Source organism: Afipia sp. GW822-FHT03D08, assembly GCF_058801645.1.
Genome location: NZ_JBXANK010000001.1, coordinates 1,114,213 through 1,136,269 on the forward strand (window position 1 = coordinate 1,114,213; position 22,057 = coordinate 1,136,269).

The following is a 22,057-nucleotide window of genomic DNA, read 5'->3' on the forward strand; positions in this document are numbered from 1 at the left end:
GAAAAACTATTGGGAGTTAGAAGAACTCCTCCGGGCACGGATCCACAATCTGCCAGAGATCCGTGCCGTTCTTGATCTTCTTCATATCGTTGGTGAGGCCGCCGTTGCGGCTGATCCATGACTTCACAGTCGGAGGATAGTACGACATCAAGTCCGATGTCCCCTCGCTGCTGTTGATCTTCATGCCGAACGTAAAGGCCTTGTCGTAGTAGGCCAGATGAAAACCAAGGCTGGCGCGCGGCGTGACGCAGATCTTGTTCATCGGCACGATGCCGAACACCATCGTGCAGGCCGAATTGCAGATGCCGTCGATGATCACGCGCTCGCCACGAGCGCGGATGCGCTGATACTTTGCCTTGTACTCTTCGACATAGCCGCCATGGTCGCGCGTGATGCGCAGGTCCGCACGCGCCGGCATCGTGGCCAGCAGCGATAGAACGACAGACACAAAAACGGCAATCCGCATGCAAGCCCGAGCACGATGAAGTCGGAAACAAATGGTGACGGCCCTAATGAGCTCCATCAACCCCAAGACTCTGGCGGGACTGTGTTTGAAAAACCGTTAAGCATGACGGAGCGGACATCAAGGAACTTCAAATAAATGGAACAACAAATTGAAATATAAGAAAAATTAGAAATCGAACGGCGCAAACCATTCCGCAAAAGCAAAGGGAGCGGACGGCCTGTCAGCCACCCGCTCCCCCGCTCATTATACCGTCCAGCGACTCACTTCTTCGGAGGGCGCACCGCATCCGCAGTACCCTGAATGAAGGCGATGATCTTGACCACGTCGTCATCGCTCAGCTTGCCGGTGAAGTCCGGCATGCCTTTGTCGACGTGCGGCCCCTTGAAGACGAAGTTCTTCAGGTTCGCAATGGTTTCGGCGCCGACATAACCGAGGTTCCTGACGTTGCCGCCCTTGTCCACTCCAGGGACGCCGTGACAGGTCACGCAACTGCTGACATACAGCAGCGTTCCTGGTCCGACATCTGCGGGATTGTATTTCACGCCTTCGACGAGGTTCTCCATCTGGTATTTCGTGATGGGCGGCAGCGGCGCCTTGCCGTCGATCGCGAACGTGTAAACCGTGCCGGGATTGTCCGCCTCGGTGGCCCTCGCCGCGATCCCGAACACGCCGCCCCACCCGACCGCGATCGATACGTACTGCTTGCCGTCGAGCATGTAGGTCGAAGCGGCAGCCACAACGCCGGTGCCCGTAGGCGACTCCCAAAGCTTGTCGCCGGTCGTCGCATTGTAGGCGATGAAGCGGCCGTCAGCCGTTCCCTGGAACACAAGGTTGCCGGCGGTGGTCAGCGTGCCGCCATTCCACGGCGCGACATATTCCTGTTTCCAGGCTTCCTTTTGTTTGACCGGATCCCACGCGATGAGCCGGCCGAACGGCAGGTTCTGGGGCGGCGTCGCGTTAAGGACGAAGCCGGTGTTCCAGCCGGTGTTGCCGCCGAACTCGCCGGGCTGGTTGGCATTGTGCTTCCAGCCCTTTTGCGGAGTGAGATTGAGCGGCACACCCTGAGCGGGCAGATACACGAGGCCGGTCATCGGATTGAACGACATCGGGTGCCAATTGTGGGCGCCGTAAGGACCCGGAATGGCGTCCATGCCTTTTTCCGGATCGCGAGCAGCGGCAACTTCAATCGGACGTCCATTGGCGTCGTATCCGGTCGCCCAGTTCACATCGACGAAATTCTTCGCCGAGATGAACTTGCCGTTGGTGCGATCGATCACGAAGAAGAAGCCGTTCTTTGGCGCGTGAAGGATCACCTTCCGCGGAGCGCCGTCGATATTGATGTCAGCCAGGATCATCGGCTGGGTTGAGGTGTAATCCCAGTGATCGCCCGGCGTTTCCTGATAATGCCAGACGTATTTTCCGGTGTCGGCATTCAGCGCGACAATCGACGCGAGATAGAGGTTGTCGCCGCCGGCGGGACTGCGGAGATGACGATTCCACGGCGAGCCGTTGCCGGTCCCTATGTAGACGAGATTGAGATCGGGATCGAAGGTGATGGTGTCCCACGCCGTTCCGCCGCCGCCGTTGACCCAGTATTTGCCAGCCGGATCCCAGGTCTTGGCGGCCGCTTCCATCGATTCATCTTCGTATGGCTTCGATGGATCGCCGGGAACGACGAACCAGCGCCAGGCCTGATTGCCGGTTTCCGCATCGTAAGCCGTCACGTAACCGCGCGCGCCATACTCAGCGCCGCCGTTACCGATCACTACCTTCCCGTTCACGACACGCGGCGCGCCCGTAATCGTGTACGAGTGCTCCTTGTCGATCAGTGTGTCCTTCTCCCACACCTTCTTGCCGGTCACGGCATCAAGTGCGATGAGCCGTCCGTCATAGGCGCCGACAAAGACCTTGCCCTTGTGAAGCGCGACACCGCGATTGACGACGTCGCAGCAGCCCTTGTAGCCGATGGAGCGTGAAACCTCGGGATCGAAACTCCAGATCCTCTTGCCGGTGCGCACGTCGATCGCATGCACCACGCTCCATGAGGCGGTGACATACATAATGCCATCGACAACCAGAGGCGTTGCCTCAACGCCGCGCGACGATTCGAGGTTGTAGGTCCACATAAGACCCAGGTTCTTCACGTTGTCGGTATTGATTTGATTCAACTTGCTGAAACGTGTCTCGCCATAGTCGAGGCCGATGGTCGGCCAGTCGTTGGACGTTGCTGCGTTAGCCTTGATGGAGTTCTGATCGACAGCCGACGTCACTGCCTTGATGTGCTCAGGCGATCCCTTCGGCGGTGATTGTGCAGAGGCTGCTGAAACGACGGCAAGCGTTGCGATTGTGGATGCAATCATCAAAAAACCCAGCGGCGAGCGCTGGGTTTCGGCAGTCCTTGAAAATTCTCGGCGAGCAGTAGGGCTGGCAAGACGGATCATGCATTCCTCCGATGGCCTCTCACGGGCCTGAACGAATGTTAGACGCAAAAGAGGAAGCGTCAACGAAACCATGTTGCGCATCGCAACGAAGGTGCGTCTGTTTTCTTGCAGCGCACGCACGTTGAAGTATGCACCGGTTGAGATGCGGCGCTTCGTGATTTGCGTCGAAACTCTCGGCCGGGAAAATCCGTTCGAGGCAGCCGTCAAATTGTAGGCAGCGCGGCAGCTTACCCGCCCGGTTTAATCCTCATAATCGTGTTTGTGGGACCGGATATCCGGTTCCGTAACCCACACCTCGCAGCTATGCTGAAGTAGATGGTTGGTGGCGTTATTTGGGACGGGCCATGCGCTTGATGCCCGAAACTGCAGATCGAATACGGCGGCGCGATTTTATTGCGCTGGTGGGGAGCACGATTGCTTGGACAGTCCCCGCCTCTGCACAGACGATGCCCGTCATCGGATATCTTGGTTCGGAAACGCCGCAACGCTACGGCAGCCGCCTCACCGCCTTCCGCAAAGGGCTGGCGGAAATCGGCTACGCGGAGGGCCGCAATGTCACAATTGAGTTTCGCTGGGCGGAAGGTCAGTACAGCCGGTTGCCGGCACTCGCAGCGGACCTGGCCACTCGAAAGGTGAACCTCATCGTCGCGGCAGGTGGCGCTGAGGTTGCGCTTGCAGCGAAATCCGCGACGACCACCATCCCGATTGTCTTTGAGATGGGCGGCGACCCAATTGCACTCGGCGTGGTGGGCAGTATGTCCCGGCCGGGAGGGAATCTTACCGGTGTGTCCAGCCAGAGCGTGGAGGTGTCGCGTAAACGCCTGGAGTTCATGCATGAGGTCCGCCCAAGCACCAATGTATTCGGTGTGGCCATCAACCCCACAAGTCCGACCTCGGATATGCAGTTGAAGAACCTCCGTACCGCGGCGGAAAGCCTCGGGTTGGAGCTTATTGTTATGAAAACCAGCGCCGAGCAGGAGTTCGACGGAATGTTTGCAGCTGTGCGAGAAGCGCGCGCAGGCGGACTTGTCTTCAGCTCCGATCCCTATTTCGCTTACCGTAGTGAGCTGCTGGCCCTATTGGCAACCCGTCATGCCGTGCCTGCGATGACACAATCCCGCGACTTCCCGCTCGCTGGCGGCCTGATGAGTTACGGCGGTGACTTCAGTCAGTCGCACCGTCACACCGGCATGTATGCCGGACGTATCCTCAAGGGCGAGAAGCCTTCCGATTTGCCGGTGCAGCGGGTGACCAAACTCGAGTTGTTCATCAATCTGATGGCCGCCAAAGCCCTCGGCATATCCTTCCCGTCATCGCTTCTGAGTAGCGCCGACGAGGTGATCGAATGACCTGGCCGCCCGGCCGTCTCTCGAGATAGGACGATGTCCGATTCACGCGCCGCCCCGCGCACCTCACTTTTCAGGAAATACTTTCGCGCGCTGTTTGCGGCGACCGTCGTGCCGCTTTTGATCGCAGGCGCAAGTGAAGCCTGGTTCGGCTATCACGACCAGCGCGCAAGGTTAAACGACCTTCTGAACGCAGAAGCCCGGTTTGCTGCCGTCAACATTCAGGACTTCATCGAAAGTATCCGGGATCAGCTCGGCTGGGTTGTCCAACTGCCGTGGTCGGACGACAGCGGCGACAGGCGAAGGCTCGACGCTCTGCGCCTGCTACGTCAGGTTCCGGCCATTGAGAGCCTCAGTCTGGTCGACCCTGCCGGGAAGGAAAGGCTATTCGTGTCGCGCATCGGCTTGAACAGGATTGAGAGCGGAGCGGATCTATCAACAAAACCGGCTGTGATGGCAGCCCGATCGGATCGGATCTGGTTTGGTCCGGTCACATTCTATCGCGGCTCGGAGCCGTTTATGACGATCGCCGTCGCGGGCAACCGGTCGGCGGACGGTGTCGCCATCGCGGAGGTCAATCTCAAATTCATTTGGGAGGTTGTCTCGGGAATTCGCGTAGGACGCACCGGAGAAGCCTTCGTGCTTGATAAGCCGGGCCGCGTCGTCGCGCACCCCGACATCAGCCTTGTGCTGCGCGCCGATGAACCCGCGCAGCAACCACTCCGGGACCTGCGGACAGCCATTCTGTCTCGCCCCAGTCAGGCAGCCACCGGGCAGGACATCGCAGGCAAGACGGTATTGGGGGCGATGGTGCAGATTCCTGGCATCAACTGGAGTGTCATCGTCAAACAACCCGTCGCCGAGGCATTCAGGCCGATCTACGCTGCGCTCTGGCGCACGGCAGCGTTATTAATTGCCGGAGCGGGCCTTGCCGCCATCCTCGCCTACTGGCTGACCCAGCGCATGGTCGGACCGATACGCGTGCTGGAGGACGGGGTCGCCCAAATCGGTGCGGGAAATTTTCAACACCGCATCAACCTTGCAACGAGTGACGAGTTCGAGCGGCTCGCGACCCGGTTCAACGAGATGGCGGGTGAGCTGGCGATCTCACAGGAACGTTCCGAACGCATAAGCCGGCTCAAGCGCTTTCTTGCTCCACAGGTCGCCGAACTGATTGACCGTACTGGCGACGATCGCGTTCTCGATGGGCGGCGCGTCGATGTGGTTGCGATATTCTGCGATATGCGAGGCTTCACCGCCTTCTCTGCGCGCACGGAGCCCGAAACTATCCTCGGCGTGCTGCGCGAATACTATGACGCGCTTGAAAGCGTCGTCAGCTCCCATGAGGCAACTCTGATCAGTTTCTCCGGCGACGGAGCAATGGTGCTGGTCAACGCGCCGGTTGCCTGCCCTGATCCGGCATTGCGCGGCGTCCATACAGCAATCGACATGCAGAGAACCGTTCAGCGGCTTCTGGCCAGCTGGCACGCACTCGATCACCGGCTCGGCTTTGGCGTCGGACTCGCGAAGGGACCGGCTACGGTCGGAAGGATCGGCTCCGGCGGCCGTCTCCACTACAGCGCAATCGGCAACGTCGTGAACCTTGCCTCGCGCTTGTGTTCGAGTGCGAAGAACTCCGAGATCCTGATCGATCGCATTGCAGCTTCCGCTGTGGCGTCGAGCGTGCCTCTTGTCGAGCTGGATCCACGAACGCTGAAGGGTTTCGACGAGCCCGTTCCGGTATTTTCCGTTGTGTTTTGACCGCAAACACCGTGCAACTGCCTACGGCTAAAACAGGAGTTTTCGAGCGATTTCGGGCTGGATTTCGAGCCGTCATTGGCTATGGTGCAGCCGTCAGCGCTCCTAGCTCAGCTGGATAGAGCATCGGATTTCGATTCCGAGGGTCGGGAGTTCGAATCTCTCGGAGCGCGCCATTCCCGTCCAAAATTCGGCATCGTGCAGCCGGGAAGCACGTGGTCTGAGCCCAGCCGGGCGCAGGCAAGATGCCAATTATGACAGTCAGATTTCAGTATTTTGAATTGCCAACAGTGGCATCTTTCGGCATGGCTTGCCGAGCTTTTGCACGGTGGCCTGCGCCCATATGGCGCTTCAATCGAATCGCGCCGCCAGGCTATTCAAGACTTGCAATTGCGAGGCAGGACATTGTGAGCGGCAACGAAGGGCTTCTGTCTTCAAATTCCGAGCACAGGTTCTATCAGGGCCTCGCCGCGACCTTTGTCGCCAATTGCCTTCAGGCCACCAACTTCCTCTCCGACCGTTTCCTGCGGCGCGCCTATTATGCATCGGCGAAGATTGACGAGCTTTACCGCAACTCGATGAACAGCGCCTTTTCCGCGCAGGAAGCGTTTCTTGTCACTGGCGCACCGCACGCGTCGGCCTACTATCCGCGGGATTTCGCCTGGTTCTATCCCGACGTTCTCGATCCGCAGACCATCATCGATTCCGAGGACGCGACCCGCCGGGTTCGTCTGCTGGAAAAAAGCGTCCGCCTGATGCTGAGCGCAGTGCGCTCCGGCATCATCACGACGACGCTCATTCCCGTGAAGCGCAACCGCTATATCGGCGCCAACTATTTCGCGCTGCCATCAGATACGCTTCTCGGCATTCAGGGCGGTCTGGAGCAGATCATTCGCGCTGACTTTCGACCCTCGCCCTATGCCGACATGGCAACCGCCGCACAAACCGGCCGCGCGTTGCTGGCCGAATATCGCGAAGACCTGAAGAGATCATTGCTCGATCTCGCAGGAAGTCTCGAACCTTATGACGGCTATGGTATCCGTACCCTGCTTTGCGATGTCCGCGCGCCACGTTCGGCGGCGACGGATACTCGCGCGGAGCGGCTGCGTTTCGTCACCAACGCCAGCGTCTATGCGACGTTCCAGCAGAGCATCCGGCTCGGGATCGTGCACCAGAACGAACTGGAGGAAATTCTGGGACGCAGCCTCTCGCAGTACAAAGGAGAACTGCTTCAGTTGTTCGGCCGCGACGGCTACATCAAGCATAGCCTCGACTGCAACGCGGACTCGCCTGCGTTTTCCATCGCGCTTGATTTCGTCAACGTGCAGCACGGTTTCTGGGATTTCAGCAACGACGCAGAACGCGCACTGTTCAGCGCAACCGCCGATCTTATCCTCGCCGAGCCGCGCTTCCGGATTCCGGATACCTTCCACTTCTTCGTGTCGGCGGATAATCCGCGCAAGAAACTTATCCACCGGATCGCCACGCCGTCCTATCAAGGCCGGTCCGCATGGCCGACCTTCAACGTCGAGTTCGCCGACCGCATGCTCGAATACGATGAATTCTCCGGGGTCGAGCGATACCGGCCCTACGCCCGCGAAATCCTGCGTCATATCCATCACGCCACGGAGACGCATGGCGGATACCAGGAGCTATTGTCCGAAAACGGCCTTCAGTACCGCACATGGGCCTACCGCGGCGCCATCGCGCACTCCTGGTTTCCCCGCTTCCTGACCGTCTGGAGCAGAGCCTACGGCGTTCCGCTGATCGACTGGACGCAGCAACCTGCCGACAAGGCGGTTGCATAGGCGTTTTTCTGGAGCGCGCCGCAGCCGCGGTGCCCCTACCTGGCCGCAGCCGCTGAAATCATCTGCCCAAGCTCGGCGAAATGGCGTTTCCGCGGCGAGCTTCGGCGCCACGCAAGCCCGATCACGCGCTGCGGCTCGGGATCGGCGAACCGCATCAGGTGGATATCGCCGCGCCGGCTTTCGAGCGGCACCGCCAGTTCCGGCAACAGCGTCATGCCGAGACCGTGCGCCACCATCTGGACCAGTGTGGAGAGGCTCGACGCGCCGAAGGTGTTGATGTTCTCGATCCGCCGCAGGTTACAAAAAGCCAGCGCCTGATCCCGCATGCAATGCCCCTCTTCCAGCAGCAGCAGCCGGTCGTCTTCCAGCAGATCAGGCGTCGCCTTGACCCGGTTCGACATGCGGTGCGACGTCGCCATCGCCAGCAGGAAGCGATCGTCAAACAACCGAACCGTCTCGATGTCGGGGTGTTCGACCGGCAGCGCGAGCAACAGCAGGTCTAGTTGACCATCGGCTAGCTCGTTAACGAGGGTTTGGGTCTGGGTTTCGCGGATGTGAAGGTCGAGATCGGGAAACGTGTCCCGGATCATCGGCAGCAATTGCGGAAGGATATACGGCGCCACCGAAGGGATGACGCCGAGACCCAGAGGGCCGGACAGGACGTTGCCCTGCCGCCGCGCGACGTCGACAATGTCACGTACATCGGCAAGGACGCGCGCCGCACGTTGTGCGATTTCTTTGCCGCCCTCGGTCAGCATCACACCGTTGCGACCGCGCTCCAGGAGCTGAATTCCGAGGGTTCTCTCCAGTTCCTGTACCTGCATCGAAAGCGCAGGCTGCGTCACAGCGCAGTGCTCGGCGGCCTTGCCGAAATGGCCGGATCTGGCCACGGCGTCGAAGTACTTGAGCTGTTTAAGGGACACCATCGATCAGTTCTTCTTATTCAAGACCGTTATTAATACGGTCAGACCTGATTGAACAGCCCTTCAGTCGATGCATCTCATGTGTTCGGCTGCAACGCCGCCATAATAGCGTCGAGACCGTCCGTGAGCGCCGCAGGTCCCGGTTGCAGGATCAACGGCGATTTGATCTCCACGATACGGTTGTCGCGCACAGCCGCGATCGCGTCCCAGCCCGGGCGCTGCCGGATTTTGTCCGGGACGACTTTCTTGCCGCACCATGACGCCAGGATCACGTCGGGATTGGCAGCGACAACGGCTTCAGGCGCAATGATGCGGTCTTTCGCAGCCTTTGCCTTTGCAAGCTGCGGAAACACGTCCTCTCCCCCGGCGATCGAAATCAATTCCGACACCCAGCCGATCCCGCTGATCAACGGGTCATCCCATTCCTCGAAATAGACCTTGGGATGCACCGCTCTGGCGCGCCCGATCGCAGCAACATCCGCGAGCCGCTGCCCGAACCATGCCGCGAGCGCATTCGCCTTTTCTGCTTCACCGATCAATCCGCCGAGCGTGCGGATCATTGCCAGAATGCCGGCGATATCGCGCTGGTTGAAGACGTGGACCGCAACCCCTGCCCGCACCAGATCGGCGACGATATCGGCCTGCAAATCCGAGAATGCCAGAACCAGATCGGGATCGAGTGCAAGTATCTTGGGAACGTCGGCTGATATGAACGCCGAGACTCGCGGCTTCTCGCGCCGTACCTGCGGCGGCCGCACCGCGTATCCCGATACGCCGACAATACGATCTTGCTCGCCAAGCAGGTACAGCGTCTCAACCGTCTCTTCGGTGAGGCACACGATTCGTCGTGGAGGGAAAGTCATCGGTAATCTCGGTCAGCCATCGTTCTGACTGACTACGCCGCTGCGGCACTCATGCCAATGCGTCCAATCCCCGGAATCTTGATTGCAGGCCGGCGAATGTCGACACCAAGAACCGCGCCCAGCACATTCAACTCGACGCCTTCCAGCCAGCCGACAGTCAAACCGAGATACCCGCCCAACGTGGCGCGCAAGCCGGTCCCCGAAGGCGTCCGGCCAAACCATTCGCCATCGTAGGGATAATCCTTGCCGATCGCCGTCGGCGGCAGCACCGCATCCATCTCCGGCACCGCATCGATGATCGCTGCAACGAATGTATTCGAGTTCGGGCCGGGCCAAGCACGATAGTCACCGAGGTTACGATACTTGTAGCGGTCAATGGCCGCCCGAATTTTCGGAATCAGCTGTGCTGCGTGCTCACCGTCTGCGCGGAAGACCTCATCAGGAATCTGCCCGAACCAGCGCCCGTCCGCCACGAAGCCGTTGACGCGGATCGGTTCTCCCCACGCCGTATAATCGTAGCGGCTATAGCGCGAAGCGCCCTTCTCCTTGAACACGATCCATGAATGAACAGCGACGATGCCGCGCCAGCGCACCGTACGCGCGGCATAGATCCGAACCAGCGCATCCGGATGATCCGATACCTGCGGCAGAACGCCCGCGCTGGAGCGATCGGCGGCGTACCAGTTCGCCGACGCCCGGTCGCTCAAAAAATACGATGCCGCAGAAACGCCGATGGGGGCGAATAACAGGACCAGAAAAGCCGTCAGAACCATCTTCCAAAATCTCATCGGATACCGTCATGGGCGCGCTTCGCGTCTCATGAGAATGGTGACGGCAGCCGATGGATTCAATGGCGCTGAATTAGCCTCTCAGGGGCGTGCAACGTCAAAAACGTCGCCGTCGTAGCCTGCCTCGATCGGAATGCGCAGGCGCGTGGTTCCGTTCTCGTTCCTGCTCATCTCGGGCACAACGGTTACCACCGGCGTCGTCCGCGCGAAGTCCATTGCGGCCTGCGCAGTTCCGAGCTTGTCGAGCTTGATCAGGTTGCGGATCGTCGGAAACGGCAGATTGTAACGTCCCGACTCAGCGGCCTCGAGCGCAGCCTTCGGCGACAGCCATACGGAATCCACCGACTCCCTGCCGTCGTGCCTGCCGATCTGATCTGCCGGAGCCAGCGCCAACAGAAAATGCGTGTCGAAACGCTTCGGCAGATTCACCGGCGTGATCCAGTGCGCGAAGAGCGCAAGCAGATCGATCGCAGGAGTAAGGTCATGTTCGCGCAGAATGTCCGCGAAACTCACCTCGCCCGCGTCGAGCGCCTCGCGCTGCGAACCCAGGGCGTCGGCCTTCTGCGCAGACACCAGCGAGGATGAGCCTCGCGGCCGCGCCAGAAGGATTCCGCTTTCCTCGAACGTCTCTCGGATGCCGCCAATGCGAATGGCCGCAGTATCGATATCGAGACCGCCACGATCGGCGACGAGCGCCGGATCGGTCGCGATCTCATGGTCATTCGGGTCCATGCTGCCGCCGGGAAACACCAAGGCGCCGGAACTGAACTCGATCTGGCGATTCCGCTGCACCATGAAGATTTCCATGCCGCCGGCGGCTTCCCGCAACAGCAGCACCGTGGACGCCGTGCGTAAGGCCTTCGACGGGTCAGGAGCGCTCTTGCCGCCGCTGCTCATTAGATGTTCGCCCGTTTATCGATGCGCCCGACGCGCGACAGGAGATAGTCCACCTCGCTGCGGGCCAGCGCGCTCATGCTCGATCCCGGCTTGCGTTGCGCGTCCGACGCGATCTTGCCGCGCTTCTTCAAAACATATTTGCGCACAGCGAGGCCGACGCCCGGCTGCTGCTCGTAACGGATCAGCGGCAGATGCGCATCGAACAGATCGTGCGCGGCGTCGCGCTTGCCTGCCTTCGACAGGTTGACGACATCCACCAGCAGATCAGGGAATGCGTAGCCGGTCATGGCGCCATCGACGCCACGCTCCATCTCGAAGTCGAGGAACAGCCCGCCGTTGCCCACCAGAATCGACAGCGGCCGCAGCGAGCCGTCCTTCTGGAAGCCGCGCAGAGTCGAAATCTTTTCCAGCCCCGGCCAGTCTTCGTGCTTGAGCATCACGCACGACGGGTTGTCCATGACGATCTTGCGGATCACCGACGGAGTCATGACGACGGTCAGCGTCAGCGGATAATCCTGCAATACCCACGGCACGTCGCTGCCGATAGCTTCGCTCGCCTGCCGGAAATAACCGGTGATCTGCTCGTCGGTGCGCAGGTGCGTGGGCGGAGCGATCATCACAGCGGCGGCGCCGGCGTCCATCGATGCGCGCGCGAGTGTGCGCATCTGCGCAAAGCCCGGCGCGGAGACACCAACGATAATCTGCTTGTCTTTGGCCCGCTTGATGAAGCGCGTCGCGACGTCGATGGATTCGTTGCCTTCGAGCTTCGGCGCCTCACCGAGAATGCCGAGCACGGTGACGCCATTGCAGCCGACCTCCGAGTAGAAATCGGTCAGGCGGTCGATCGAGTCATAGTCAATGCGGCCGTCATCGAAGAACGGGGTTGGTGCGATCGCGAACGTACCGCTCGCTTCGTGAGTTAGTTTCATGAGAGGAGGACTGCTTTCTTGTTTTTGTGTCAGTAGCTGCGCGGCACAATTCTAACGCCTTCGTCGAAAAAAATCTCGCTTGCATGGGCCGCAATGTCCTGCGGTTTCCACGGGCCGCCGGGCTTCCACCCCTCCCGCTCCAGGAGTTTTATCTCCCGGATGCCTCGCGGGCCGGAAACGCCCAGTACCTTTCCGGTCTGTTCGCCGGACAGGGAGCTCACCATGTAAAGCACCGCCGGCGCAATCTCGTCAGGCCCCATGGCGGCCCCCGGATTGTCGATGTAGCGCTGCAGATCCGCCGTCATGCGGGTCAAAGCGCCCGGCGCCAGCGTCCAGACGCGGATATTGTACTTGCGTCCCTCATCCGTCAGCACATTGGACAGGCCGAAGATACCGCCCTTGGCCGCACCATAATTGCTCTGGCCGAAATTCCCGAACAGCCCGGAGGTCGATGACGTATTGACGATGACGCCGCCGCCGTTGTCCTTCATCCATTTGAAGACCGGCAGGGTGACGCAGAAGGTGCCCTTCAGGTGCACCGTCATCACCTTGTCCCAGTTGTCCTCCGTCATTTTGGCGAAGGTGCCGTCGCGCAGAATTCCGGCATTGTTGACCAGAATGTCCGCGCGGCCGAAATGCCTGATCGCATCGTTGAACACCGACTGACCACCGGCCATCGTCGAAATATCCGAACCATTCGCGATGGCTTTCCCGCCTTCGGCCTTGATGCCATCGACGACCTTCTGCGCCATCGACTTGTCGGCGCCACTGCCGTCGCGTGGCCCACCAAGATCGTTGACGACCACCGATGCGCCCTCGCGGGCAAACAGTTTGGCGTAGGCTTCGCCCAGACCACCGCCTGCGCCGGTAATGATCGCAACCTTGCCGTCGAGCAAACCCATCGAGTCCTCCCGTTTCTTCTTGTTTCAGGCGAGAACAGTCTTTCCGTTCCTGATGACCGTGACGTTCCGGCTCTTCACGCGACCTTCAAGCGAAATCACGTTGCCGTCTTTCCACAGATCGAACGACACGGTCTCCCCCGGAAACACCGGCGACGAAAAGCGCGTCACGTGCTGCTTAAAGGCGGACGGATCATAATCCGCGTAGGTCTGAAGCACTGCGCGGCAGCTCAGGCCATAGGTGCACATGCCGTGCAGGATGGGCCGTTCGAAGCCAGCGCGCTTGGCGAATTCTGGATCGCTGTGCAGCGGATTGCGGTCGCCGCACAGCCGGTAGATCAGCGCCTGATCCGGCCGGGTCGAGATGTCGACCGTCATGTCGGGGGCACGTTTAGGGATAGCGTGGGGCTCAGGCTGTCCCTCGGACGGGCCGCCGAAGCCGCCGTCGCCGCGCGCGAACTGCGATGCGATCAGCGTGGCGAGATCCTCGCCCTTGTCATTCTTGAGCACGGTCTTGCGCAGAATCACCGCGCCCTTGTCCTTGCCCTTGTCGAACACGCCAAGGATGCTGGAGTCCGCCGTGATACTGGCGGCGACAGGCAATGGCTTGTGAAAGGTGATGTCACGCTCGCCATCCACCACCATGACGCGGTTGACGTCGATGGGGCCGGCACTTGCGCCCCACGCAGCAACCGACGCGTAAGTCGGGACCACCTTCAGCTCGCGCGGCGTGAAGTAGCCTTCGTTGACGAACGACAGCTCCTTCTGGTCCATTGGATCGGCGCCCATGCCGATGCCATAGGCGTAGAGCATCACTTCACGGTCAGTCCATGAATACTTCTGGCCGACATTCCTGAGCGCCATCACCTCATCGTACTTGATCGGCATGTTTCCTCGCTGTTGTTATTGTTGTCAGGCCGGCGTGAAGAACGGCAGCGGTGCGCCGTCCGTCGGCTTGAACACGACCTTCACGCGCTGACCGATTTTCAGCGTCGCCAAATCGCAGTCCACGAAGTTCGTCAGCAGTGACGGACCTTCATCGAGCGTGACGTACCCAACGGCATAAGGTCCCGTCGGCGACTTCCGCATCAGGCTGTAGCTGTAGATCACGCCCTCGCCCTTGCTCTCCTCCCACACCGTCTGGTCCGAGAAGCACACCGGACAGATCGAGCGCGGGAAATAATGCGGCTCGCCACACGCGGTGCAGCGCTTGATGAGAAACTTGCCCTCTTTCGCAGCGTCCCAGAAGTGTACGGTTTCAGGGTTGCCCGCAGGGGCCGGATACTTCGGTTTGTCGGTCATCACACGCGCTCCAGAATAGCGGTCGATGCCGCATGACGCACACCCAGCAGTCCGCCGGTGCCGTGCACCAGCGCGAGATCGCAGTTCGGCACCTGAACCTTCGGATGCGCCTCGCCGCGCAACTGACGAACCGCCTCGATGATCTTGGTGATGCCACCGCGGTTGATCGGGTGGTTGTTGCAGAGCCCGCCGCCATCGGTGTTCCACGGCAGTTTGCCGACGCCCGAGATCAGGTTGCCGTCCGCGACGAACTTTCCACCCTCGCCCTTCGCACAGAACCCGAGGTCTTCGAGCTGGATCACAACAGTAATTGTGAAGCTGTCATAGATCGACGCGTACTTGATGTCCTTCGGCGTCACGCCCGCTTCGGCAAAGGCCGGAGGCCCGCTCCACACACCTGCGGAATAGGTCAGGTCGAGCTTGCGGCCGCCGTTCGGCCCTTTGAGGGATTCGCCATGGCCGGTCAGCCGCACCAGCGGGCGCTTGAGCGACTTCGCGATCTCCGGCGTGGTGACAACCAGCGCACCGCCGCCGTCCGAGACGACGCAGCAATCGAGCCGGTGCAGCGGGTCAGAGATCATCGGCGAGTTGAGGACGTCATCCACGGTGACGACGTCGCGCAGCATCGCGTGCGGATTGTATTGCGCATGATGCGAGGCCGCGACCTTGACCCAGGCGAGTTGCTCGCTGGTGGTGCCGAACTCATGCATATGGCGCATGGCGCACATGCCATATGCGTTATGGGTTGTCGCGCCGTAAGCCGCTTCGAAATCGACCTCGGGGCCGAACGCGCGTGGCGGCATCGGCCCAGTGCGCGGCTTGCCCGCCAGCGTGATCAGCGCGACGGAACATTTTCCGGCGGCAATCGCCTCGGCGGCGTGCCCAAGCGCGATGATATAGGAGCAGCCGCCGGTCTCGGTTGAATCCAGATGACGCAGTTTGAGGCCCAGATAATCGGCCATCGGCATCACGCCGCCGGGCGCATCACCGGCGCAAAAATAGCCGTCGACATCGGCCTTGGTCAGGCCGGCATCCTCCAGCGCGCCCTTGGCGCATTCGGCGTGAAGTTGGGCCGTCGATTTGTCCGGCGCATGCCGGGTGGGATGCTCGTAAATCCCGGCGATATAGGCTTTTCCCTTGATGCTCAAAGTCATCTCCGCTGCATTATCTCAGCGGATTTTCTGACCCTTCAAGCCGCGCTTGGCAAGCATCTTGAATTTCGCAGGGCGAACGAGCCTGACATACAACTGCCGGCACCGATTGGCGCATTGACATCGTCGCACCGGACGGGAAGCAATAGCGATCCGGTCAGATTTCAGGCGCGTAGCTTGCGATGCTGTCCGCGGGCGCCTGCTCGCGCCGCTCGTTCATCCCGTAGTCGCGGAGGACAGCCGCGACGCGCAGCCGATAGTCACTGAAAATTCCCTGCCGCCCTGCCCGCTGCGCCGCGCGATGGCGTGCAAATGCCCGCCATCCGGCAACAGCCGCCTCGTCTCGCCAAATCGAAATCGACAGCAGCTTGCCGGGATCGGTGAGGCTTTGAAACCGCTCCACCGAAATGAAGCCGTCCATCTGCTCGAGGTCTTCGCGCAACCGTGCTGCCAGATCGAGATAGCGGTCCTTCTGTCCCTCCGCAGGCCAGACCTCAAAGATAATGGCGATCATTTGAGACCTCACGGCTTTGCGGTGGCTTCAGCAATCACTCCGCTGCGATTTGCGGCGCGATCATCGGCGGCGGATTGACCAGGTCCTTGGCAAGCTGTTCGTATCGCGCCTTCGCTTTCGCGATGGATGCTTCCTTCACCGGGCCATAGCCGCGGATCTGATCCGGCAGCGACAGCAACTCCACCGCAATGTCGTAGGTCTTCGGCGACAGCAGCTTCACCGCCGTCACCACATCCTGCTCGTATCCCTTGATCAGGTTGCGCTCAAGCTTGCGGTCCTCGCTGTAGCTGAACGGATCGAACAGCGTACCGCGCAGGAAGCGGAGTTTCGCAAGCACGCCGAAAGCGCTCATCATCCAGGGACCGAAAGCGCGCTTGCGCGGACGCCCCAATGCATCGGTGCCAGTGTTCAGAATCGGCGGAGCAAGATTGAAGTTCATCGTGAAGTTGCCGTCGAACTGCTTGCGGATGCTGTCCGCAAACCGCCCATGTGTATAAAGCCGCGCCACCTCGTATTCGTCCTTGTAGGCCAGCAGCTTGGCGTAGTTGATCGCAACAGCGCGCGGCAATGCTTCGCCGTAGCCGCCATCGAATGCAACCTTCCGAACCTGATCGACGAGATTGCGATACCGCGCGGCATAGGCCGCATTCTGATAGTCGGTCAGGAATTTCGTGCGATGCGCGATGACCTCGTCCAGCGACATCTGATCGAGGGTCTTGGGGGCCTCGGGTTCGTCGTCCTTCATCATGGCCGCCAGCTTTGCGGGATCATGCGCGGCGAGGCGGCCAAGGCGGAACGCCTGCGTGTTCATCTTGATCGACACGCCGTTAAGTTCGATCGCCTGCTCGATGGCTTCGGCGCCTACGGGGAGCAAGCCCTTCTGATAAGCATACCCCAGCATCATCATGTTGGTCGCGATCGAGTCACCCAGCAGCGTCTCGGCAGGTTTGGTGAAATCGAGGAACGCAGATTCCTTGCGAAGCGCATTTTCCAGTACGCGATTGACCTTGCCGCGCTGGAAATCGAAATCACGGTTCTGAATGAAGTCCGCAATCGGGATCAAATGCGTATTGATCACGCCGTAGGTACGCGACGATTCCGCCAGCGTAATCGTCTCCTTGGCGACAGCCACCACTTCATCCGCAGCGATCAGGAGATCGGCGGTGCCGGTGACGATGCGCGAACAAGTCACATCCGCCGTATTCTTCGATAGCCGCACATGGCTGAGCACCGCACCGCCCTTTTGCGCAAGCCCCGACATATCGAGGATCATGCTGGCCTTGCCTTCGATATGCGCGGCCATGCCGAGCAGCGCGCCGATGGTGAGCACGCCTGTGCCGCCCACGCCGCCGACAGCGACATTATACGGACGATCCAGCGAGGGCACCGAGGCCGGCGCCGGCAATTCCCCGATATTACCGATATCGACCGGCGCGCGCTTGCGCAGCGTACCGCCCTCGATGGTGACGAAGGACGGGCAGAACCCCTTCACACAGGAATAATCCTTGTTGCAGGTCGACTGGTTGATGGTGCGCTTGCGCCCCATCTCGGTCTCCAGCGGCTCCACCGAAATGCAGTTCGACTGCACCGAGCAGTCGCCGCACCCTTCGCAGACCGCGGCATTAATGACGACCCGCTTTGACGGGTCTTCCATCAATCCGCGCTTGCGGCGGCGGCGTTTTTCGGCGGCGCAGGTCTGCACGAACACGATCGCCGAGCAACCCGGCGTCTCGCGCAGCGTGCGCTGGACTTCGTCGAGCTGATCGCGGTGCGCGACCTTGGTGCCGGGCGCGATGTCGGATGCCGGATAGGCCTCGGGATTTTCCGACACAAGATAGATGTCGCGGATACCTTCGCTGTGAAGCTGGAACGTCACCTGCTGCGGCGAAAGCTCGCCGTCGACATGCTGACCGCCGGTCATGGCCGTCGCGTCGTTGTAAAGAATTTTGTAGGTGATGTTGGCCTTGGACGCGACTGCCTGCCGGATCGCGAGGCTGCCTGAGTGGAAGTAAGTGCCGTCGCCTAGATTGACGAAAACGTGCTTCTCGTTGGTGAATGGCGCGATGCCGACCCACGGCACGCCCTCGCCGCCCATGTGCGTGAAGGTCTCCGTGTTGCGGTCCATCCACAACGCCATGAAGTGACAGCCGATACCGGCCATCGCACGGCTGCCTTCCGGCACCTTGGTCGATGAATTGTGCGGACAGCCCGAGCAGAAATACGGCGTGCGCGTCACTGGCGCGATGGCCTGCACCTGCGTCGCCTGCCGGCCGTTGAACCAGTCAGCCTTGGCGCGGAGCATCGCCACGATTTCGGGATTGAGGTCGAGTTGCAGCAGCCGCTCGGTCAGCGAGCTTGCCAGCGAAGCGACGCTCAATTCTTCCGCGAACGGCAGGAACCGCTTGTCGTGATTGTCCATCTTGCCGATGATGCGCGGGCGCACATCGTCGCGCCAGTTGAACAGCTCCTGTTTGACCTGGTTCTCGACGATCTCGCGGCGCTCCTCGACGATGAAGATTTCCTCAAGACCGACGGCGAAGGCGCGCACGCCTTCCGGCTCCAGCGGCCACGGCATGCCGATCTTGTAAAGCCGCAGACCGATCTTCGCAGCCACCTCCGGCGTGATGCCGAGTTCGCGCAGCGCCTGGCGGATGTCTTCATAGCTCTTGCCGGACGCCATGATGCCGAACCGTGCGTTGGGCGAGTCCATCGTCACGCGGTTGATCTTGTTGGCGCGCGCAAAGGCGACGGCAGCGAAGCCCTTGTAGTCCTGCAAGCGCTTGTCCTGCGCGTAACGGTCGTCCGGCCAGCGGAGGTTGAGACCGCCCGGCGGCATCTCGAAATCGCTCGGAATGATGAACGGCGTCATCTCGTCGGTGAGATCGATCTCCGCGGTCGTTTCCACCGTCTCGGTGATCACCTTCATGCCGACCCAGCAGCCGGAATAGCGCGACATCGCGATGCCGAGCAGTCCCATCTCGATCATCTCGTGGATGCTCGATGGATAGAGATACGGCATCAGCGCGGAGATGAAGGCGTGGTCCGACTGATGCGGCACGGTCGATGACTTCGCGCCGTGATCGTCACCGGCGAGACAGAGCACGCCGCCGTTCTTGGCGGAGCCCGCCGCATTGCCGTGGCGGAAGACGTCGCCGCAACGATCGACGCCGGGGCCCTTGCCATACCAGATGCCGGTGATGCCGTCGTATTTCGCGCCGGGCGAGAGATTGAGCTGCTGCGAACCCCAGATCGCCGTGGCGGCGAGGTCCTCGTTGACCCCCGGCTGGAATTTCACATTGTACTGTTCAAGGTGCTTGCGCGCGGCGAACAGTTGCTGGTCATAGCCGCCCAGCGGCGACCCGCGATATCCGGATACGAACGCTGCGGTGTTCAGCCCCGCCGCGCGGTCGCGTCTGACCTGTGCCATTGGCAGCCGGACCAGCGCCTGAATTCCGGTCAGGAAAACATGCCCCGATGCCTGCGTGTATTTCTGGTCGAGGCTGATCGGCCCTTGGTTGATTCCCATATTCGTTTGCCTCTTTGCCGGGCTCTTGTTGCGCTGTGACGAGTCTACCTAAAGCCAGTCTATGTCGCTTTTCGTTTCCCGCACAAAAGAAATCGCATTCATCAGACCTTTGTTTTCAAACGTAATTTTAGGGCGCTTTTCGCCTTCCTTCAGACCGGTTGTGTCGCCCGCCTGCCTGAGGCCGAAAGGACATTGCGAACGACTCGTGCCTTGCAGCGGCCCCCCGTTCATACCGCTGCAGTGCGGCCTGTCTCCCCGCAATGCTGCCCCTCGCTCCATGCAACGCTCCGCCGGAACGTTCCCACCGGAAAGGCCGTTGCCCCGACATACAAAGACCTGATCTCAACGGGTCACAGAGCGGAGGATTTGCATCATGAATCGCATTTCAGGAAGCGACTGGATGTCGGACGGCAAAAAAGGTGTCTCCGACGAACCTGCTCAGGCGAGCGAGGAGTTCGCGTATCAGCAAGGCAAACCGGTCAAGGCGTTGATTGGCATCGCGCTCCTTGTGGTGCTCGCCGTCGCACTCGCGCGGATGAATCCTGCACCGCATGATGTCTCGAACAACCCTGCAATAACGACAGGCCAGACGACGGGCACAAGCGCCCGATGAATACCCGACCTGCAATCCGAGATTCTTGACCCATCATCGCCGGGCGCCGGGAACGTCCCCAGCATCGGGCGATTGTCTGTCCAGATGCAACGACTGGAGGATTGAACTTATGGCAATCGAACGCAATCCCAGCGATCCCTACAGCGCCGCGACGAACGATGACGTGCTTCGCCGCCGAACGGAACAAATTGATAACGAACTTCAGGCGGATCCTGAACTGGCTGAAGGTCCTGCGAATGGCGGGCGTATCGCATTGTTCGCGATCGCATTGGTGGCCGTTCTCGGCGTCGTATTTTACGGGCTGAATTCGTCAAGCACATCACCCGAGGCGACTCCGACCGCGCAGACAACACCTGCCTCGCCTTCGGCGGCCGGAACCGCTCAGGCGCCTCGCGCTCCGGCTGGCCAGACCACCGGCTCTGCAATGAACCCCGCACGGCCGGCTGCTCCACCGGCAGCTGACAACCCTGCTCCGGCAGTTCCGCAGAACAACGCGCCTCCGGCTGGCGCGCCGTCAAGTAACTAATCACGAAGGCTGAACGTCAGGGCGGGCATCTTCACGGATGCCCGCTCTTTTTCGTTCCGTCATTTCCGATCCTTCGCCACCTTGGTGAAGAAGCCATTGATCTCCGCATGCGTCACGGCATGAGCCAACTCGGAGAACGATCCCTTCTCGGCGATCTCTCGCGCGGCGCGAAGAAATCCTCCCCACGCTGCACGTGCCAGCGCGCCGCCAATGCTGATCCGCCGCACGCCGAGGTCGGTGAGTTCAGCAACGGTCAGTCCCGGACCTCCCATCAGGACATTGATCGGCTTCGGGGCCAACTCTTTGACGACCGCTGCGATTTGCTCCCTGGTCCTGATGCCCGGGGCATAAAGACAATCCGCACCGGCCTCCGCATAGGCCACCAGCCGCGCGATGGTCGCCTTGAGATCAGGCTGTCCTACCAGAAAGCTTTCGCAGCGCCCCACCAGCACGATGTCGCCACCCTTTGCATCGATCGCCGCGCGGGCCGCGCGCATGCGCTCCACTGCAAGTGTCATCTCATAGAGCGGTGCCGAAACATCTCCGGTCGAGTCTTCGATCGACAATCCAGCCACGCCGGTATCAACACCACGCGCCACGTTCGCGGCCACGCCTGCCGGATCGTGCGCAAACCCCGCTTCGAAATCAGCATTCACCGGCAAATCTGTGGCATCGCACAGCGTCTTCAGATGCGCCAGGACATGATCGCGATTCACGTTGTTGTCGGAATGGCCAATCGACCAGGCCATGCCCGAACTCGTTGAGGCTAGCGCCTTGAAGCCCATTCCTTGTAACAACAGTGCGCTACCCACGTCCCATGGATTGGGCAGCACGAAGCATCCGCTCTCGTGGAGTTTCCTGAAGTCCGCGCGCTTCTGCGCTGTCGAAACCGGCATTGGTCATTCTCCCAGCAAGTTTGTTTTCTGTGTCTTTGCTACATCGGACGATGCCGCTGATGCGATGTGAAATCAATCGGCCCCTGGGCGGTGTCAGCCCTGCACCTGTCGCAAAAAAGTCCTCTCCTCCGAGAGGATAAACTTATGCTCCTGCGCGAAGTTGAAATTGGCGACACCTTCGCTATCGGCTTTGAGCCGCGCACGATAGGACTCATAGTCAGCGAGGCTTTGAAACGAGATCAGTCCGAACGCGATGTTGTCGGTGCCCTCGTGCGGCATCCAGTAGCCGAGCAGATCGCCGCCGCACTTGGGAATGATCGTGAGCCAGCGCTGCGCGTAGGCCTCGAACAGATGGCGCCTGAACGGATCAAGCTGGTAGCGGATGAAAACGGTAATTGTCATGAGACGCTC

The 22,057-nt window shown here is 60.6% G+C and carries 20 protein-coding genes and 1 tRNA gene; 6 read left to right on the forward strand and 15 right to left on the reverse strand.

The genetic code is table 11. From position 1 onward, the window contains the following. Nucleotides 1–16: 16 nt before the first annotated feature. Together AC1RM7_RS05460 and AC1RM7_RS05465 are read right to left on the reverse strand one after the other, a co-directional pair. Complete coding sequence (locus AC1RM7_RS05460; RefSeq protein ID WP_024921519.1) at nucleotides 17–466, reverse strand: hypothetical protein; 450 nt, start codon at nucleotides 464–466, stop codon at nucleotides 17–19. A gap of 260 nt (nucleotides 467–726) precedes the next feature. Beyond that, complete coding sequence (locus AC1RM7_RS05465) at nucleotides 727–2,826, reverse strand: PQQ-dependent dehydrogenase, methanol/ethanol family (protein WP_444826216.1); 2,100 nt, start codon at nucleotides 2,824–2,826, stop codon at nucleotides 727–729. Between the two features lie 425 nt (nucleotides 2,827–3,251). Between AC1RM7_RS05465 and AC1RM7_RS05470 the strand changes: the two genes are divergently transcribed. The 4 genes from AC1RM7_RS05470 (at nucleotide 3,252) to AC1RM7_RS05485 (ending at nucleotide 7,819) form a co-directional block, all read left to right on the forward strand. Beyond that, nucleotides 3,252–4,256 carry an ABC transporter substrate-binding protein gene (locus AC1RM7_RS05470; protein WP_152544205.1) on the forward strand — a complete coding sequence of 335 codons (1,005 nt, stop codon included), beginning with the start codon at nucleotides 3,252–3,254 and terminating at the stop codon, nucleotides 4,254–4,256. Between the two features lie 33 nt (nucleotides 4,257–4,289). Further along, entirely contained in the window at nucleotides 4,290–6,014 is a 1,725-nt protein-coding gene (locus AC1RM7_RS05475) for a cache domain-containing protein (protein ID WP_024921522.1), read from the forward strand. Nucleotides 6,015–6,110: 96 nt separating this feature from the next. Beyond that, nucleotides 6,111–6,187: transfer RNA gene (locus AC1RM7_RS05480), tRNA-Arg, on the forward strand. Between the two features lie 231 nt (nucleotides 6,188–6,418). Beyond that, a complete protein-coding gene (locus tag AC1RM7_RS05485; RefSeq protein ID WP_024921523.1) occupies nucleotides 6,419–7,819 on the forward strand; it encodes a hypothetical protein in 1,401 nt (466 codons plus the stop codon). Between the two features lie 35 nt (nucleotides 7,820–7,854). On the opposite strand, the gene AC1RM7_RS05490 is transcribed toward AC1RM7_RS05485, so the two are convergent. From AC1RM7_RS05490 to AC1RM7_RS05540, 11 genes are all read right to left on the reverse strand, one after another. Continuing rightward, on the reverse strand, nucleotides 7,855–8,745 hold the full coding sequence (locus tag AC1RM7_RS05490) for a LysR substrate-binding domain-containing protein (protein WP_006020992.1): 891 nt from the start codon (nucleotides 8,743–8,745) through the stop codon (nucleotides 7,855–7,857). A 74-nt stretch (nucleotides 8,746–8,819) separates the two neighbouring features. Continuing rightward, nucleotides 8,820–9,605, reverse strand: coding sequence for a cobalamin-binding protein (locus AC1RM7_RS05495; protein WP_024921524.1), 786 nt, complete (start codon nucleotides 9,603–9,605; stop codon nucleotides 8,820–8,822). 32 nt (nucleotides 9,606–9,637) lie between these two features. Then, nucleotides 9,638–10,378: a DUF3750 domain-containing protein gene (locus tag AC1RM7_RS05500; protein ID WP_024921525.1), complete on the reverse strand. Its 741-nt coding sequence runs from the start codon at nucleotides 10,376–10,378 to the stop codon at nucleotides 9,638–9,640. A 96-nt stretch (nucleotides 10,379–10,474) separates the two neighbouring features. Beyond that, nucleotides 10,475–11,290, reverse strand: a complete 816-nt coding sequence (locus AC1RM7_RS05505; RefSeq protein ID WP_024921526.1) for an NUDIX hydrolase — start codon at nucleotides 11,288–11,290, stop codon at nucleotides 10,475–10,477. Beyond that, nucleotides 11,290–12,219 (reverse strand): dihydrodipicolinate synthase family protein, encoded by a 930-nt coding sequence (locus AC1RM7_RS05510; RefSeq protein ID WP_024921527.1) that lies wholly within the window; start codon nucleotides 12,217–12,219, stop codon nucleotides 11,290–11,292. Before AC1RM7_RS05510 ends, AC1RM7_RS05505 begins: the two co-directional genes overlap by 1 nt. Before the next feature lie 29 nt (nucleotides 12,220–12,248). Continuing rightward, nucleotides 12,249–13,121, reverse strand: coding sequence for an SDR family oxidoreductase (locus AC1RM7_RS05515; protein WP_024921528.1), 873 nt, complete (start codon nucleotides 13,119–13,121; stop codon nucleotides 12,249–12,251). Nucleotides 13,122–13,145: 24 nt separating this feature from the next. Continuing rightward, nucleotides 13,146–14,006 (reverse strand): MaoC/PaaZ C-terminal domain-containing protein, encoded by an 861-nt coding sequence (locus AC1RM7_RS05520; protein ID WP_024921529.1) that lies wholly within the window; start codon nucleotides 14,004–14,006, stop codon nucleotides 13,146–13,148. A gap of 24 nt (nucleotides 14,007–14,030) precedes the next feature. Then, the gene (locus AC1RM7_RS05525) at nucleotides 14,031–14,420 is read right to left on the reverse strand and encodes a Zn-ribbon domain-containing OB-fold protein (protein WP_024921530.1); all 390 of its coding nucleotides are present in this window, start codon (nucleotides 14,418–14,420) and stop codon (nucleotides 14,031–14,033) included. Then, a complete protein-coding gene (locus AC1RM7_RS05530) occupies nucleotides 14,420–15,568 on the reverse strand; it encodes a thiolase family protein (protein WP_024921531.1) in 1,149 nt (382 codons plus the stop codon). The genes AC1RM7_RS05525 and AC1RM7_RS05530 overlap by 1 nt, the downstream gene beginning before the upstream one ends. Nucleotides 15,569–15,728: 160 nt before the next feature. Continuing rightward, entirely contained in the window at nucleotides 15,729–16,085 is a 357-nt protein-coding gene (locus AC1RM7_RS05535) for an antibiotic biosynthesis monooxygenase family protein (RefSeq protein WP_024921532.1), read from the reverse strand. Nucleotides 16,086–16,119: 34 nt separating this feature from the next. Then, nucleotides 16,120–19,611, reverse strand: a complete 3,492-nt coding sequence (locus AC1RM7_RS05540; protein ID WP_492838754.1) for an indolepyruvate ferredoxin oxidoreductase family protein — start codon at nucleotides 19,609–19,611, stop codon at nucleotides 16,120–16,122. Nucleotides 19,612–19,984: 373 nt separating this feature from the next. Between AC1RM7_RS05540 and AC1RM7_RS05545 the strand changes: the two genes are divergently transcribed. Both AC1RM7_RS05545 and AC1RM7_RS05550 read left to right on the forward strand, forming a co-directional pair. After that, complete coding sequence (locus AC1RM7_RS05545) at nucleotides 19,985–20,224, forward strand: hypothetical protein (RefSeq protein WP_024921535.1); 240 nt, start codon at nucleotides 19,985–19,987, stop codon at nucleotides 20,222–20,224. A gap of 109 nt (nucleotides 20,225–20,333) precedes the next feature. Further along, nucleotides 20,334–20,750, forward strand: a complete 417-nt coding sequence (locus tag AC1RM7_RS05550; RefSeq protein ID WP_024921536.1) for a hypothetical protein — start codon at nucleotides 20,334–20,336, stop codon at nucleotides 20,748–20,750. Nucleotides 20,751–20,809: 59 nt separating this feature from the next. Here the strand turns inward: AC1RM7_RS05550 and AC1RM7_RS05555 are convergent, their stop codons facing one another. Beyond that, complete coding sequence (locus AC1RM7_RS05555) at nucleotides 20,810–21,646, reverse strand: isocitrate lyase/PEP mutase family protein (RefSeq protein WP_024921537.1); 837 nt, start codon at nucleotides 21,644–21,646, stop codon at nucleotides 20,810–20,812. Between the two features lie 93 nt (nucleotides 21,647–21,739). Further along, the gene (locus AC1RM7_RS05560) at nucleotides 21,740–22,048 is read right to left on the reverse strand and encodes an NIPSNAP family protein (protein WP_024921538.1); all 309 of its coding nucleotides are present in this window, start codon (nucleotides 22,046–22,048) and stop codon (nucleotides 21,740–21,742) included. Nucleotides 22,049–22,057: the final 9 nt, after the last annotated feature.